Origin of the sequence: Endozoicomonas sp. G2_1 (assembly GCF_017744155.1) — a bacterium.
Lineage (GTDB): Bacteria > Pseudomonadota > Gammaproteobacteria > Enterobacterales > Alteromonadaceae > JAGHQT01.
Genome location: NZ_JAGHQT010000017.1, coordinates 61,024 through 74,407, shown reverse-complemented (window position 1 = coordinate 74,407; position 13,384 = coordinate 61,024). Strand labels below are relative to the sequence as shown.

At 39.3% G+C, this 13,384-nt stretch carries 19 protein-coding genes and 1 pseudogene; 2 read left to right on the top strand and 18 right to left on the bottom strand.

Going from position 1 to position 13,384, the window contains the following annotated elements; genetic code table 11:
* Nucleotides 1-219 precede the first annotated feature (219 nt).
* The 16 genes and pseudogenes from J7384_RS15855 to J7384_RS15780 form a co-directional block, all read right to left on the bottom strand.
* Entirely contained in the window at nt 220-510 is a 291-nt protein-coding gene (locus tag J7384_RS15855; RefSeq protein WP_209115506.1) for a hypothetical protein, read from the bottom strand.
* A gap of 110 nt (nt 511-620) precedes the next feature.
* The gene (locus tag J7384_RS15850) at nt 621-1,031 is read right to left on the bottom strand and encodes a hypothetical protein (RefSeq protein ID WP_209115505.1); all 411 of its coding nucleotides are present in this window, start codon (nt 1,029-1,031) and stop codon (nt 621-623) included.
* Between the two features lie 115 nt (nt 1,032-1,146).
* Nucleotides 1,147-1,404: a hypothetical protein gene (locus tag J7384_RS15845; protein WP_209115504.1), complete on the bottom strand. Its 258-nt coding sequence runs from the start codon at nt 1,402-1,404 to the stop codon at nt 1,147-1,149.
* Between the two features lie 121 nt (nt 1,405-1,525).
* Nucleotides 1,526-1,786: pseudogene (locus J7384_RS19725) on the bottom strand (CPCC family cysteine-rich protein); the annotation flags it as partial.
* Between the two features lie 118 nt (nt 1,787-1,904).
* Complete coding sequence (locus J7384_RS15835) at nt 1,905-2,312, bottom strand: hypothetical protein (protein ID WP_209115503.1); 408 nt, start codon at nt 2,310-2,312, stop codon at nt 1,905-1,907.
* A gap of 111 nt (nt 2,313-2,423) precedes the next feature.
* Nucleotides 2,424-2,771 (bottom strand): hypothetical protein, encoded by a 348-nt coding sequence (locus J7384_RS15830; RefSeq protein WP_209115502.1) that lies wholly within the window; start codon nt 2,769-2,771, stop codon nt 2,424-2,426.
* 123 nt (nt 2,772-2,894) lie between these two features.
* Nucleotides 2,895-3,368, bottom strand: a complete 474-nt coding sequence (locus J7384_RS15825) for a L,D-transpeptidase family protein (RefSeq protein WP_209115501.1) — start codon at nt 3,366-3,368, stop codon at nt 2,895-2,897.
* Between the two features lie 456 nt (nt 3,369-3,824).
* On the bottom strand, nt 3,825-4,019 hold the full coding sequence (locus J7384_RS15820; protein ID WP_209115500.1) for a PspC domain-containing protein: 195 nt from the start codon (nt 4,017-4,019) through the stop codon (nt 3,825-3,827).
* A 127-nt stretch (nt 4,020-4,146) separates the two neighbouring features.
* A complete protein-coding gene (locus J7384_RS15815) occupies nt 4,147-4,671 on the bottom strand; it encodes a hypothetical protein (RefSeq protein ID WP_209115499.1) in 525 nt (174 codons plus the stop codon).
* 129 nt (nt 4,672-4,800) lie between these two features.
* The gene (locus J7384_RS15810; protein WP_209115498.1) at nt 4,801-5,169 is read right to left on the bottom strand and encodes a DUF2513 domain-containing protein; all 369 of its coding nucleotides are present in this window, start codon (nt 5,167-5,169) and stop codon (nt 4,801-4,803) included.
* Nucleotides 5,170-5,295: 126 nt separating this feature from the next.
* The gene (locus tag J7384_RS15805; RefSeq protein ID WP_209115497.1) at nt 5,296-5,769 is read right to left on the bottom strand and encodes a hypothetical protein; all 474 of its coding nucleotides are present in this window, start codon (nt 5,767-5,769) and stop codon (nt 5,296-5,298) included.
* On the bottom strand, nt 5,766-5,999 hold the full coding sequence (locus J7384_RS15800) for a hypothetical protein (RefSeq protein WP_209115496.1): 234 nt from the start codon (nt 5,997-5,999) through the stop codon (nt 5,766-5,768). The genes J7384_RS15805 and J7384_RS15800 overlap by 4 nt, the downstream gene beginning before the upstream one ends.
* Before the next feature lie 122 nt (nt 6,000-6,121).
* Nucleotides 6,122-6,550, bottom strand: a complete 429-nt coding sequence (locus tag J7384_RS15795; RefSeq protein ID WP_209115495.1) for a hypothetical protein — start codon at nt 6,548-6,550, stop codon at nt 6,122-6,124.
* A gap of 137 nt (nt 6,551-6,687) precedes the next feature.
* A complete protein-coding gene (locus J7384_RS15790) occupies nt 6,688-7,050 on the bottom strand; it encodes a hypothetical protein (RefSeq protein WP_209115494.1) in 363 nt (120 codons plus the stop codon).
* 136 nt (nt 7,051-7,186) lie between these two features.
* On the bottom strand, nt 7,187-7,381 hold the full coding sequence (locus tag J7384_RS15785) for a PspC domain-containing protein (RefSeq protein WP_209115493.1): 195 nt from the start codon (nt 7,379-7,381) through the stop codon (nt 7,187-7,189).
* Between the two features lie 111 nt (nt 7,382-7,492).
* On the bottom strand, nt 7,493-7,762 hold the full coding sequence (locus J7384_RS15780) for a hypothetical protein (RefSeq protein ID WP_209115492.1): 270 nt from the start codon (nt 7,760-7,762) through the stop codon (nt 7,493-7,495).
* Nucleotides 7,763-8,040: 278 nt separating this feature from the next.
* Here J7384_RS15780 and J7384_RS15775 point away from each other — a divergent pair, with 278 nt between their 5' ends.
* Nucleotides 8,041-9,024 (top strand): integron integrase, encoded by a 984-nt coding sequence (locus J7384_RS15775; RefSeq protein WP_209115491.1) that lies wholly within the window; start codon nt 8,041-8,043, stop codon nt 9,022-9,024.
* 138 nt (nt 9,025-9,162) lie between these two features.
* On the opposite strand, the gene dcd is transcribed toward J7384_RS15775, so the two are convergent.
* The gene (gene dcd, locus J7384_RS15770; RefSeq protein WP_209115490.1) at nt 9,163-9,756 is read right to left on the bottom strand and encodes a dCTP deaminase; all 594 of its coding nucleotides are present in this window, start codon (nt 9,754-9,756) and stop codon (nt 9,163-9,165) included.
* Nucleotides 9,757-9,896: 140 nt separating this feature from the next.
* Nucleotides 9,897-11,054 carry an iron-sulfur cluster carrier protein ApbC gene (apbC, locus tag J7384_RS15765; protein WP_247741827.1) on the bottom strand — a complete coding sequence of 386 codons (1,158 nt, stop codon included), beginning with the start codon at nt 11,052-11,054 and terminating at the stop codon, nt 9,897-9,899.
* Between the two features lie 144 nt (nt 11,055-11,198).
* Between apbC and metG the strand changes: the two genes are divergently transcribed.
* Nucleotides 11,199-13,244, top strand: a complete 2,046-nt coding sequence (gene metG / locus J7384_RS15760) for a methionine--tRNA ligase (RefSeq protein ID WP_209115489.1) — start codon at nt 11,199-11,201, stop codon at nt 13,242-13,244.
* The last annotated feature ends 140 nt before the right edge of the window (nt 13,245-13,384 follow it).

Genomic DNA, 13,384 nt, shown 5'->3' with positions numbered 1-13,384 from the left:
AATTAGTAAACGTAAATTTAATTTGAAGTCACTATCGGGTAACAACCCGACTATTGCATTCACATTTAAGTAAACAATCAATAAAAGACCAAACGAAATTAGTGCTTTCTTCATAAAACCTAACGCCCCAATAAGGGGCTGATAAATGCTTGGCTAAACTGTGTAGCGAAGCGGAACCGAGCCAAGCTTTAGCAGTCCCGCTTTATTGGCTTGTTATGTTTACTGCCCGCCAGAGTCACAACCAGAAGAACCACCATCAGAATAACCTGAAGTAGAGTCAAGTTGCTCAACAACATCACCAGCTTTTTGCATATCAGAGGAGCTTGATTCATATAGAACAAAATTGATAAACCCTACAACTCCACCAGCAATCCCACTGTATTTTAACAAGGTTAAAACTGAGTAATACCCACTATCAGAAGTGAACGTTAAATAAGAAATAGTTACAACGAAACCTAATAGGAAACCATTAATCAACTTTAAACCACCAAGGTACTTAGAGGTCTCCATATATCACCTGTAAACATAACGCCCTGTTAAGGGGCTGATAAATGTTTGGCTATACTTGTGAAGCGAAGCGGAACCGAGCCAAACTTTAGCAGTCCCACTTGAACAGCTTGTTATATTGCTGATACTTTTAGGTAAAGTTTATTTATTTGCTCAAACTCCTCACCAGTCTTACCAGATGATATTAAGCTTTGTACACCTTTGATAATTTTTGTGATTTGCTGACTAGATAGAGTAGCACTTTTTAGCCTACGAGCCATGGTTTGTCTAATATAGCCTGAATAGTGAAAATATACTGGTGAAACGACGAAATCAACGGAAATATCAATAGCTGCTGGGTCATCAAATACAACACACTCAGAAATAGCTTTGAGAAAATACCTAACTTTAATTATCCCTTCGTATCGCTCGAAGGACTCAATATCCAAATTAGAATCTTTGACGCCATGAGATAAGTATCTACGTTTGATAGCATCAAATTGCCATTTATTCGGTGGTGTATAATATTCTCCTGAAAGTTTCATCACTGCCTCCTAGCAATATAACGCCCACTTAAAGGGCAAATAATAGCTTAGCTAAAATTAGGAGCGTAGCGACGGGAGCTAAGCTTTATTTGTCCCTTTGAAGCACTTGTTATGTTTACTTTTTAAGTTGATAGCCTTCTTTTTCCATGCATAATCTTGCCACTAAAAGACCTTGCATCGCTTTACCGTCAAAATCCACTATTGCAGTTCTATCTGCTCGAATGTAATCACATTTTTTTAATGCAGCATTAAATTTTTCTTGGTCTGAAATTGCTTTACCATCAAGAGTTAGCCAGCCTTTTGGAGTCTCGCTAGTGGCTGCGCAACCAAATAAAAATAGACTCGAACATAAAAAGGTACTTAGAGTTTTCATTTTGTTCCTTGTAAACATAACGCCCCAATAAGGGGCTGATAAATGCTTGGCTAAACTTGTGAAGCGAAGCGAAACCGAGCCAAGCTTTAGCAGTCCCGCACTTAATTGGCTTGTTATATTTCTATTCTGATATTACATCGTACACTAATTTATAGTTTCTTAGATTTATATCGCTTTCATTTGCAGCACGAACACAATCTAAGTCCTTTTTTTCAGCAGCACCAAAAACTATAAAATTAAACCTAGCTTCCTTGAGAGAGACTCCATTAGGTCCACCCAAACAGCCATTTTGCTCAGGATCATCTTGACCATCATCTTCCCAAAAGCATATTTCACAAATTTCGTAGTTTGCTGGTTCTGCTAATGTTGCGTAACCACAACATGGGCAAGCATATAATTGATTAAAAGCTTTTTCTCGATTCGTAGTGAAATATAACGCCCCACTAAGAGGCTAATAAAGTTTTGGCTATAATAACGAGCGAAGCGAGAGGAGCCAAACTTTATTTGTCCTGCTTAAGTGGCTTGTTAGCTGTAAGTTTTTTAATATTATCAACAAGTTCCTTACTTGAATCTGATAGAGGCTGAGTTGCTCCACACAGGTTTAAAGTCGGGTTATTGCCTTTTTTACCAAAAACTACATATCTGAACCCGACTGCCGCAGGGTTAGAACACATACCTTCCTCGATATATGAAACCAAAACATCGGTATCAGGTGAGCCTTTTAAAGTTTCAATATTCGACAAATAATTTAAAACACGTTTTTTACCGTCTATTTGTGCAGAAACGATTTGGCCAACATAAATAAAGTCTGCGTCTTTTACTGACTCTTCAAGTGGTGGTGAAAAACACGTGCAAGCAAAAGATAAAAACGGAGTAAATAATAGCAGTGTTAACACAATAAACTTCAAGTGATACTCCTTTACAGCTAACGCTCGCTTAACGGGCAAATAATTAGCTTAGCTAAAATTTAGGAGCGCAGCGACGGGAGCTAAGCTTTATTTGTCCCGTTGAAGCGCTTGTTAGCTGCTGAACTCAGTAACGTGCCATAACTCACCAGATGGTCCCCATAGATAAACAACCTTGCCCCAACGCTCAACTTTGATTGGTTCAAATTTAATGTCAAAACCTTTTAAGTTCGATATTAAATTGAATGCTTCTTCAATATCTAATACCGAAAGCTGTAGCATTAAATTATTGGCAAACTCTTCGTTGTAAAATCGTTGGAGCCAAAAGGAGCATTCACCATTTTCGAAAAGTGTAAGATCGTCAGAAGCATACTCCCCTTTAAAGCCTAGGGCTTCATAAAAAGATTTTGAAACTTCGTAGTCCTTGCTGGGAATAAATGTTCGAATATCGTCTACTTTCAAATGAGTCTCCTTAAGCAGCTAACGCCCCAATAAGGGGCTGATAAAGGCTTGGCTAAACTGTGTAGCGAAGCGGAACCGAGCCAAGCTTTAGCAGTCCCGCTTTATTGGCTTGTTATATGCCAATTACCACTCTATTTGGATTTTTGTGCCCACTTTAACTAAATCCATAAATTCATCCATCTCTGAATTTGTTAAAGCAATGCAACCGTTTGTCCAATTAAAATTTTGAGTAATTCCAGACAACCAGCCTAACCAATTCCTTTGACCGTGCACCATGATAAAGCCTCCAGCAGAAACTCCTTTTCTCTTGGCATTCTCTAAATCGGCTTCATTGGGGTAACTGATATGCATTGCACGATAAAAGGAAGAATCTTCTTTTTTATAATCCAAAGTGTAAATACCTTCCGGTGTTTTCTGATCACCTTCTTGTTCTTTGTGCCCTTTGGGAGAACCACCAAAGGCAACATGATATTCTTTTATCACTTTTCCATTATCTAGTAAGTACATTTTATTTTCAGACTTATCAACTTTTACTAAGTTAACCTCAGCAAAACTAGAAAATGAAAGAACACTTAAAATTAACGCAAATATTTTCATGGCATATAACGCCCAAATAATGGGCTAATAAAGTTTTGGCTAAAATAAGCGAGGCACGAGCAAAAGAGCCAAGCTTTATTAGTCCCGTTAATTTGCTTGTTAACTGCTAGCTTGCTGTAACCAACAAAACTATCAGCAACAAACAAGGTTAAATACATTTGAACCCAAAGTGCCGCAACACCTCGCCACTACAACACCAAATTCATAATTTGAGCCTTTTGCACAGTGTTAGTTTGAGCAACCAAATTAACAAAGGCGAAAACTCGTTTGCAACAACTGTCCAACTTTTAGTTTTACACAAAAACCAGAAAAACAAGTTACCTTGAATTAGTGGTGACAGTTAACGCCGCAATAAACGGCAAGTAAATGCTTGGCTAAAATTAGGAACGAAGTGACGCGAGCCAAGCTTTACGCGTCCGATTAATTACCTTGTTAGCTGTACATTACAAAAATGCACTAAACCTCTTTAGGTAAAATTAACCACAAAATTAAATAGATTAAAACAGGAAAACCTAAGAGCAAGCTAGAAATAACAAATGCAGCTTGGACACCACCTTTGCGAAAGCCATAGTGATCTGCTAATCCTGAGCAAACACCACCAGCAATGAAAGTTTTACTGCGACTTAATCTTTTTTGAACACCTGATTCCATGTGATTTCCCTGTACAGCTAACGCCTCACTAAGAGGCAAATAATAGTTGGTTAAAATAAGCGACGAAGGAGCAAAACCAACTGTTATTTGTCCTTTTAAGTGGCTTGTTAGGCTAATACACACGAACTTAATTATTTTTTCTAAGTTTGGCACATGAATAAGTATTTCGTGCTTTTACTTCATTAGTTTCACGTAGTTGATTGGCTATATCTTCTAAATAACAAACAAAATCAGTAAAATTATCTTGAACTTTACTTTCTGGTGTCTTTGACATTCTAGTGTATGTACCGTCTAAGCCATATCTAAGAAATCCACACTTTCTGTTACTAGTTAGCATTGTAATTTTCGCTTTATTGCTTTCCATTGATATTACGAACTCACATCGATAATCTTCGCTATCAAACGTATATGATGAGTGATATAACTTTCCATCTCTTAATGTAGCTTTACCAAACATCGATGAACCACTGTAGTTTGGCGGACCACTATGAAGAGATATATAAAAAACCACTGATTGTTGACTGGCAGGATAGATTATTAACCTATCCCCAGGGTAACCAAAGGTACCGTAAAAATTTTCTATCGTTTCTTGTTCATTGCCTAGAACTGAAAAACTCAAAACAAAAAGAAATAAAGATCCGATAAACTTCATTTAAACTTCCTTGGTTGATGATTAGCCTAACGCCCCAATAAGGGGCTGATAAAGCTTGGCTATACTTGTGAAGCGAAGCGGAACCGAGCCAAGCTTTAGCTGTCCCACTTTATTGGCTTGTTAGCTGTACTATAACCCTAAGCTAGACAATGCCGATTTATTTAAGACTTGTTTAATAACTTCAAAAGATAGCGAACCTGTTTTATTCAATACAGTACTTTTGACGCTATTCCAATTATTCTCATTACGTGCTGCATCCAAGAATTCATGTCCTTTCCAAGTTAAATGAAAAGGCGTTACATTTATAACTCGATCAGGTGTAGTTGAAGAACAAGTGCGCTCACAATAAAGAAATCCTGCATCATCCATAAGCACTAAATGATACATAATTTCAATGTTACTGTAGCCCTCAATACAAATATCTCTAGAGCCACCTGTACTTTCTTTTGACTCCCAAAAAATTAGTAATTTTCTGATTAAGTCAGGATCTCGCTTCATACTCTATGATTCCTTGTACAGCTAACGCCCCAATAAGGGGCTGATAATGCTTGGCTATACTTGTGGAGCGAAGCGAAACCGAGCCAAGCTTTAGCAGTCCCACTTTATTGGTTTGTTATACGCATTTTAGTATGAAACCCAAAATACTTCATCACATGCTATTTGATTAGAGTCTTCCCAACTTAGTTTTACTTGATATTTTCTAGGGCTGCTCAGATGAATTGCTGCATTTAGCTTAATTCTTGAATTGTTTTTCATTTCAGGGTGAGGAAATTTATCTTCGAGTTCACTTGATATTAAAGGACTATCATCACAGTCCACCAGCTCGAATTTTAAATTATAAGCACTTCCTTGCCCTGTATTAGAAATATAAAAATAATAGGACTTTCCAAGTTTGGATAAAGTAACATTAAAGTTTGGCTTTTTTTTATTTGCCTTTTCTTCAGCTAAATTCTCAATTTGCAATTGAGATAATTTGGCTGTAATTTTTTCTAGATCAAGTTGCTCTTTAGCTAGTTTACGAGTACGAACTAAAGAAACTGAAGATATGATAATTGCTAATATAGATACTAACGTACTGATAACTTCAAACTTACTCACTTAAAGCCCTTTAATGCTTTTTTAAGCATCTTCTCTATTTCTTTCTTCGCTTCTGGGATTACAACTTCTTTTGCTTGCTCAATACCTGCTTCTTTTAAATCACAGAGCATCACTTCAAACTTGCATTGGTTGCACTTCACAAAATCATCATCTTGTACATTTTCAGGGTATTCAAATTCAGTGTGCCCACATTCTGGGCATTGAATTTGTATATGATCAGTTTTCAACACCAAAACTCTCCTTATGCGTATAACGCCCGCTTAATGGGCAAATAATTAGCTTAGCTAAAATTTAGGAGCGCAGCGACGGGAGCTAAGCTTTATTTGTCCCGTTAAAGCGCTTGTTATACGCATTAAAGCCAATCTCTTAGTTTGTTCAGTTCTTGCTTCATCGGCAGCCACTCTTGAATTTCATTACTACCATCATCTAAAAAAAGGGTATTTATGTAATTATCGAAATATTTAAAGTATCTAGAAAAAAAACACTTCGTTAGTTTTTTATCAACTAACCCGCCATCTTTGAGGTTTTGTATATTTGAAAAAAAATGAAGCACACTTGAGAGGTGGAAAAAATCATCTTCATTTGCTAATTGCACAATATTTTTATCTGTATTTGATTGCAATAGTGATGCTGCTTTACCTCTTGATTCAAAAAGTTTCTCTGAATGGAAAATTTTATTTAACTCGAACACATTTTGTTTTAGAGATCTTCTTGAAGTGAAAAGATAAGCAACACCTGCCGAAACAATTGCTATACATATTTTTAGTGCTATATCGTTCATGATTAAACTCATTACTTCACGTCCTTTTGCGTATAACGCCCTGTTAAGGGGCTGATAATGTTTGGCTAAAATGTGTAGCGAAGCGAAACCGAGCCAAACTTTAGCAGTCCCGCACTTAAACAGCTTGTTATAAATACTTACTCAAATAACGCAAAAATTCTTTTATCTGAATGTTGTAAGTATGCGTATTTTAACTCTAATACATGACCTGCTAGATCCATAGAATTAACATCTGTATTTTCCCATGAGACTTCGTCAGACCAGTGTACAGCAATATCTTTCAACGCTTCATCGTCAATTGTTGCGAGTGCTTCAGAGAAATTTAAAGGTAATAACCAAAGACAATCACTTTGCGCAGAACTGGCACACTTAAAGCAACTTAATAAATCACTTATTTGATCTTTGGTGAAGAACCCACCCCCCAAAATTGAGGACTCAGATATTTCTTCAAACCTGCTGTAATCGCAATCACTATTTGCTGCGAAGAATGTTACGTCCAAACTCAATCCTTTAGGTATTTATAACGCCGCAATAAACGGCAAGTAAATGCTTGGCTAAAATTAGGAACGAAGTGACGCGAGCCAAGCTTTACGCGTCCGATTAATTGCCTTGTTAGCTGTACATTACAAAAATGCACTAAACCTCTTTAGGTAAAATTATCCACAAAATTAAATAGATTAAAACAGGAAAACCTAAGAGCAAGCTAGAAATAACAAATGCAGCTTGGACACCACCTTTGCGAAAGCCATAGTGATCTGCTAATCCTGAGCAAACACCACCAGCAATGAAAGTTTTACTGCGACTTAATCTTTTTTGAACACCTGATTCCATGTGATTTCCCTGTACAGCTAACGCCCTGTTAAGGGGCTGATAATAGTTTGGCTAAAATGTGCAGCGAAGCGAAACCGAGCCAAACTTTAGCAGTCCCACTTTAACAGCTTGTTATGTTGCTGACGTTAAAAAGCCAACCAAAACTAAAACCGTACTTAACACACCAAAAATATTGTAAAGTTTATGAAGTAGCTCTCGCCGATTACTTAAGTAAGCAAGGTATGAAACAAAGCTTAAAACAATACTTAGAATTCCCAAGTTTACCAATACAGCCGAAAAACCTTTTACGACAAAAGAGCCATCTCTAGTTCCCCAGATAGCTTGACCTGACATCGCATTTTCAAATGTCAAAAATAGTAACAATACAACTAGCAAAGCCACTATCAACAATCCTGTTCCGAAGATTAGAAATTTCCGCATATTTTGCTTGCAACATAACAGCTTATTAGACGTCAGTGCGACGTGTTCCCACATCCCTATTAAACGCTAATAGTTAAAATTAATTATTTGGCACTGTAACTATATTTACCTTACTAATCAACAAGGTAATTTTCACATATTGACGTATTTCCCCATAAATACACGTCATATTGACGTCTTTCTAGATAAAATACGTCACAGCACCTAAACTGTATATAAAAACAGTAAAGGAGCTACTAATGAACTCGCCATTCTTAACCTTAGTATCAGAAAAAATGTATCTAAAACGATACGCCAAAAGAACCGTCCAAACATATTGTTATTGGATTAAAGCATTCATAAATTTTAACAACAAACAACACCCGGTCACCTGTCACGATGCAGAAGTCGAACTATTTTTATCGTTTCTTGCTAACCAAAAACAAGTTACCCCAAAAACACAAGCGTTAGTGCTAAATGCGCTAGTATTTCTCTATCGAGAAGTACTCCAAACCCCACTTACCCTCGAATTGAATTTTAATAAAACATCAATCCAACCGAAGTTACCGGTTGTTTTAACTCATGAAGAAGTCACTAGTTTACTCAGCAATATATCTGCAGCGGTATCCTTGCCATGTAAACTTTTATACGGCAGTGGTTTACGGCTGATGGAAGTTGTTAGGCTTCGAGTACAAGATATTGATTTTGATTATTTATCTTTGCAAATATGGCATGGCAAAGGGGGCAAGCATCGTCGTGTAACCTTGGCAAAAGAGCTCATTGAACCGTTAAAAAAACAAATAGCGGTAGCAAGCTCATACTATCAGCAAGATAAAGACAATGCCGATTATCGCGGCGTTTGGTTGCCATATGCACTTGCCAAGAAGTATCCAAGCGCGCCGATGGAATTTAATTGGCACTATTTGTTTCCCGCCCAAAAACTCAGTATCGATCCTGAGTCAAAGTACCTACGCCGACATCATATTGGCGAACAGAAAATTCAGCGAACAATAAGAGCAGTGAGTAAACGCTTAGGCTTTGTCAAAGATGTTACTTGTCACACTTTGCGTCACTCATTTGCAACTCATTTACTGCAATCCGGTGCTGACATCCGTACAGTGCAAGAACAACTAGGCCACAGTGATTTACGCACAACACAAATATACACGCATGTGTTGCAACAAGGGGCTAACAGTGTTTGTAGTCCGCTCGATAAGTTAAAGCTATCGGAAACAAACCGCTAACACGAGTAACATAAACAGAGGCTTCACCACCTTTAAAAACGCATATTAGCAGGTTCTACATACAAAAATGCCAGCGGCTAGGCTGGCATTATTTTCAGTTAGCTGGTTAACAACGTCTGCGATAACAAAACGTATAAGTTATTTACTGGAATCGTCTTCACTTATACGACTGGCAACAGCACCTGTTTGACCTTTGTATTTTGCATCGACTCGCTTGTTGTATGGGCGATCAGCTTCTGCTGACATCGTTTCAAAATTCAGTGCGGCAATTTTCATTTTAGGTCTAAGTGCCAAAGGTAACTTACCACTGTTATAAAACTCTAACACGATTTGACCAGACCAACCCGGATCTATGCGGTGCGCGGTTACGTGCACCATCAAGCCCAAACGCGCTAACGATGAACGGCCGTCCAACCAGCCGACAATATCAGCCGGTAAAGTTACTGCTTCATAGGTCACCGCAAGAGCTAATTCACCCGGGTGCAAGAAGAAAGCTTCGCCGTCTGGAATCACAATTTCTTCACTCATCACTGAGTTCATCGCTTTTTGCACCTGTTCACGCGGGCCGCTTAAATCAATGTACGGTGCAGTGTGATCCTTAAATACGCGAAACTCATTACCCAAGCGAATATCGACACTAACGCCTGAAATCATCGAGCTATCAGGCATAGGTTCAATCACTATTTTTCCCTGTGCTAAATACTGTTCTATGTCTTTATCGGCTAGTCTCATAATGCGTTTCTTTTGTTATTAGTTTTCTTATTGTCCGTTACTATCGGTTTGGCTATTTTTGTTGGCCATTGTTTTAGGCCACTATTGTAAGCCCTAGATGTCACCAGCGCTGAAATTCTCGTCATACTCACAAAAAGACATCAGTTTTTGGTCACTACCTCAGGCGTATTGACACTGCGCATATCAAGCTGTTGGTACAACTTCGCTGCCATGTTGCGGGCTATTTTACGGTATCTTAGCGCAATATCACCAGTGCTATTTTCAATTATTGTATTAACGCCCAAATCGGCGTCGGTGCGAATAGCAATATCTAACGGTAATTGGCCAAGCAAAGGTACTTGATAACTATCGGCGATATCGCTGCCACCACCACAGCCGAAAATATGTGCTTCATGGCCACAATTTTCACAAATGTGGTAACTCATATTCTCAACAATTCCCAATACCGGCACTTTAACCTTGTTAAACATGCTAATGCCTTTTACCGCGTCAGCTAAGGCAATATCTTGTGGAGTAGTTACCACTGTGGCACCTGCTACTGGCACCTTTTGCGCCAACGTTAATTGAATGTCACCTGTGCCCGGTGGCATATCAATCAACAAATAATCTAGCTCTGGCCAGTTGGTTTCATTTAATAATTGATTAAACGCCGAACTCGCCATCGGCCCGCGCCAAACAGTTGCGTCACTGTCTGGCACTAAAAAGCCAATCGACATTGCTTTTAGGCCATTGGCATCAAGCGGCTCCATCAATTTGCCATCTTTAGAGTCTGGCTTGGCATCTTGTAAACCGAGCATGGTTGGAATTGACGGACCATAAATATCCGCATCTAAAATACCAACACTTGCCCCTTCGGCCATCAAGGCATACGCCAAGTTAACTGCCGTGGTCGATTTACCAACACCGCCTTTGCCCGACGAAATCGCGACGATATTCTTTACGCCTTTAATATTATGGCCTCGAACACTGTTAACGTGATAATCGGCGACAATCAATATCTCTTGTTCAAACTGCTGCGATAGCGATTGACTAATCTCAACCAACTCGCCAGCGCAGGGAAACGGTAATACCAATTTCAAGATTAATGGTTGCTGAGATTCAACAATTTGCTGTAATGACTCAGTCAACACGCCGTTGGGAAAGGTCTCACTGCGATACTGTTCAAGAACTGCCAACACAAGTTTAACAAGCTCGTATTCAGAGTTTTGAGCATCATTATTTAACGGTCGCTTAACTTGAATGTTGTCTTTATTTTTTTGGTTATTTTTTGCCGATTTTTTAGAGAAAAAACTAAACAAATGCGCCTCTTCGAATAATAAGCGGAAGGCACAGCAACTTTATGCAGCGCTTTCTCGCCAACAAGGGAAAATTATTAATGAAAAATACAGGTAAATTCTGTACCATTCACCGCACAATTACCATCAAAATTAACGCAACCATACATGACTTCAGAAAAACGTAAAATTCTTGTCACTTGTGCCCTGCCGTACGCTAACGGTTCTATTCATTTAGGGCATTTATTAGAGCATATTCAAACCGATATTTGGGTGCGCTTCCAGCGCATGCGCGGCCACGAAACCTATTTTGTGTGTGCCGACGACGCCCACGGCACGCCAATTATGCTTAAAGCACAAGAGTTAGGTGTTTCTCCTGAGCAAATGATTGCAGGTGTTCGCGAAGAGCACATGGCTGACTTTGCCGACTTCCATATTAGTTTTGACAATTATCACTCAACTCATAGCCCAGAAAACGAAGCGTTTTCGCATGAGATTTACAACAAGTTGCACGACAACGGCTACATTAAAACGCGTACCATTTCTCAGCTTTACGATCCAGAAAAAGGCATGTTCTTGCCAGATCGCTTTGTTAAAGGTACTTGTCCTAAGTGTAAGAGCGAAGATGAAAACGGCGATAGCTGCGACAACTGTGGCGCAACTTACTCACCGACCGAAGTGATTAACCCGCGTTCTGTGGTATCGGGAGCAACGCCAGTACTGCGAGATTCTGAACACTACTTCTTTGATTTACCAGCGTTTGAACAAATGCTGAAAGACTGGACCCGCAGTGGCTCATTACAAGAAGAAATGGCCAACAAACTCGCTGAGTGGTTCGAGCAAGGTCTACAACAGTGGGACATCAGTCGCGATGCACCATACTTCGGCTTTGAAATCCCTAACGCACCGGGCAAATATTTTTACGTTTGGTTAGATGCGCCAATTGGCTATATGGGCGCATTCAAAAACTTGTGTGATCGCGAAAATATCGACTTTGACAGCTACTGGAACAAAAACTCCGACGCTGAGCTATACCACTTTATCGGCAAAGATATTATTTACTTCCACAGCTTATTCTGGCCAGCCATGTTAGAAGGCGCTGGTTTACGCAAGCCAACGTCAGTGTACGCCCACGGTTTTGTCACGGTTAACGGCGCAAAAATGTCTAAATCAAAAGGCACCTTTATTAAAGGCCGTACTTATTTAGAGCACTTAAACCCTGAGTACTTGCGCTACTACTACGCAGCTAAACTCACTAGCCGTATCGATGATTTAGACTTAAACCTTGAAGACTTTGCCCAACGCGTAAATTCAGACCTAGTTGGCAAAGTGGTCAATATTGCCTCGCGTTGTGCTAGCTTTATCACCAAGCGTTTCGACGGTGTTTTATCAAGTACAGTTGACGATCAAGCACTGGCTGACGAAGTCATGGCTGCTGGTGACAAACTTGCTGAATTATACGAAGCCCGTGACTTTGGTAAAGCAATGCGTGAAATCATGGCCTTAGCCGACAAGGTTAACGAATACATCGCAGTTAAAGAACCTTGGCAGTTGATTAAAGACGAAAGTAAACAAGCTGACGTCCACAATATTTGCTCATTGGGTATCAACTTATTCCGCACCCTGATGATCTACTTAAAACCAGTATTGCCGAAGCTCGCCGAAAGCACAGAAGCGTTTTTAAATGACGAACTCCTGTGGGATGGTCACAAAACCTTGTTGTCTAACCACAAAATCAACAAGTTTAAGGCACTGATGCAGCGCGTAGATATGGATAAAATTAACACTATGGTTGAAGCATCAAAAGAAAGTTTGCAAGAAGCAGCAAAAACAGCAACGCCTGTAGCCTCAAAAACAAAAACGCAGTTAGCTGATGATCCAATTGCACCAGAGATTCAATTTGACGATTTCGCGAAAATTGATTTACGAGTCGCTAAAATTGTCAAAGCTGAGCACGTTGAAAAAGCAGATAAACTGCTGCGCTTAGAACTAGACCTCGGCGGTGAAACCCGCCAAGTATTTGCTGGAATAAAATCAGCCTACCAACCAGAAGATTTAGAAGGCAAACTCACCGTAATGGTCGCCAACTTGGCACCGCGTAAAATGCGCTTTGGTATGTCAGAAGGCATGGTATTAGCGGCAGGCCCTGGCGGTAAAGATTTGTGGATCCTCAATCCTGAAGAAGGCGCACAGCCGGGTATGCGAGTAAAATAACACGTAAACAATCAAGTAATTTTAAAGGGTGCAGTTAGCACCCTTTTTTATTCGTCAAATTCACACACAAGCATAAATTTTCACAATTTCATCACAGATACAATTTGTAACTGACGTTGAATTTTAATGCTTGTATAGTT

What these genes read in the sequence shown, in the direction of transcription:
- J7384_RS15855 (WP_209115506.1), bottom strand. Translation starts at nt 510, where the DNA reads ATGGAGACCTCTAAGTACCTTGGTGGTTTAAAGTTGATTAATGGTTTC.
- J7384_RS15850 (WP_209115505.1), bottom strand. Translation starts at nt 1,031, where the DNA reads ATGAAACTTTCAGGAGAATATTATACACCACCGAATAAATGGCAATTT.
- J7384_RS15845 (WP_209115504.1), bottom strand. Translation starts at nt 1,404, where the DNA reads ATGAAAACTCTAAGTACCTTTTTATGTTCGAGTCTATTTTTATTTGGT.
- J7384_RS15825 (WP_209115501.1), bottom strand. Translation starts at nt 3,368, where the DNA reads ATGAAAATATTTGCGTTAATTTTAAGTGTTCTTTCATTTTCTAGTTTT.
- J7384_RS15820 (WP_209115500.1), bottom strand. Translation starts at nt 4,019, where the DNA reads ATGGAATCAGGTGTTCAAAAAAGATTAAGTCGCAGTAAAACTTTCATT.
- J7384_RS15815 (WP_209115499.1), bottom strand. Translation starts at nt 4,671, where the DNA reads ATGAAGTTTATCGGATCTTTATTTCTTTTTGTTTTGAGTTTTTCAGTT.
- J7384_RS15810 (WP_209115498.1), bottom strand. Translation starts at nt 5,169, where the DNA reads ATGAAGCGAGATCCTGACTTAATCAGAAAATTACTAATTTTTTGGGAG.
- J7384_RS15795 (WP_209115495.1), bottom strand. Translation starts at nt 6,550, where the DNA reads ATGAACGATATAGCACTAAAAATATGTATAGCAATTGTTTCGGCAGGT.
- J7384_RS15785 (WP_209115493.1), bottom strand. Translation starts at nt 7,381, where the DNA reads ATGGAATCAGGTGTTCAAAAAAGATTAAGTCGCAGTAAAACTTTCATT.
- J7384_RS15775 (WP_209115491.1), top strand. Translation starts at nt 8,041, where the DNA reads ATGAACTCGCCATTCTTAACCTTAGTATCAGAAAAAATGTATCTAAAA.
- dcd (WP_209115490.1), bottom strand. Translation starts at nt 9,756, where the DNA reads ATGAGACTAGCCGATAAAGACATAGAACAGTATTTAGCACAGGGAAAA.
- metG (WP_209115489.1), top strand. Translation starts at nt 11,199, where the DNA reads ATGACTTCAGAAAAACGTAAAATTCTTGTCACTTGTGCCCTGCCGTAC.